The 606-nt window shown below is 71.8% G+C and carries 1 protein-coding gene and 1 pseudogene; both read right to left on the bottom strand.

Features of this window, described 5'->3' with window-relative positions; genetic code table 11:
• Positions 1 to 228 (bottom strand): annotated as a pseudogene (locus AC1DWF_RS36265) (patatin family protein); the annotation flags it as partial.
• A gap of 124 nt (positions 229 to 352) precedes the next feature.
• A partial coding sequence (locus AC1DWF_RS36260) for a cupin domain-containing protein (protein WP_476843284.1) occupies positions 353 to 606 on the bottom strand: 254 nt, incomplete at its 5' end.

Raw genomic sequence — 606 nt, 5'->3', positions numbered from 1 at the left:
GCGCGAGCCCTCCAGCGTCCAGCCGTTCAGCAATCCCGCGCCGAAGGCTCCGTCCTCGCCGCCGCCCGAGACGGCCAGCAGGTCCATCGCGGGCAGGGTGGCGCTGGGGGAAAGGCCCAGGAAGGCGCGCCGGCGCTCCAGCGCGGCGACGTACTCCCGGGTGATCGCGGCCGATCCCTGGCCGACGAGGAAGCGTTCGTTGGGCAGGCCCAGGACGGTGGCACGCATCGTCTGGTCCTGCGGCACCGCAGGCTGCCGGATCGGCAACGCGCAGGCGGATACACTTCCGGCTCCGGCAAGCAATGCGGCACGGCGTGTCAGCGAAGGCGGCATCGGGTCGGTCCTCTTGGCGTCAGGTGGCGGAAGCGAAGCCCTTTCCGGCCTTGCGGTAGGCCTCGCGCGGCGGGGCGAAGATGTCCAGGACCTTGCAGCCCTCCGGGCCCGCCCGCATCGTGTGCTCGATGCCGCCCGGCGTGCGCCAGAAATCGCCCTTCTTCACCGCGATCTCCTCGCCGCCCTGGAAGCGGATCGCGCTGCCCTCGAGCAGCATGCCCCATTGCTCCTCGGGGTGGCTGTGCATCGTGCCCTCGCCGTTCGGGGCGATGC

Source organism: Aminobacter sp. P4_D5 (genome assembly GCF_056401815.1).
This window is presented reverse-complemented; position numbering and strand designations above follow the sequence as displayed.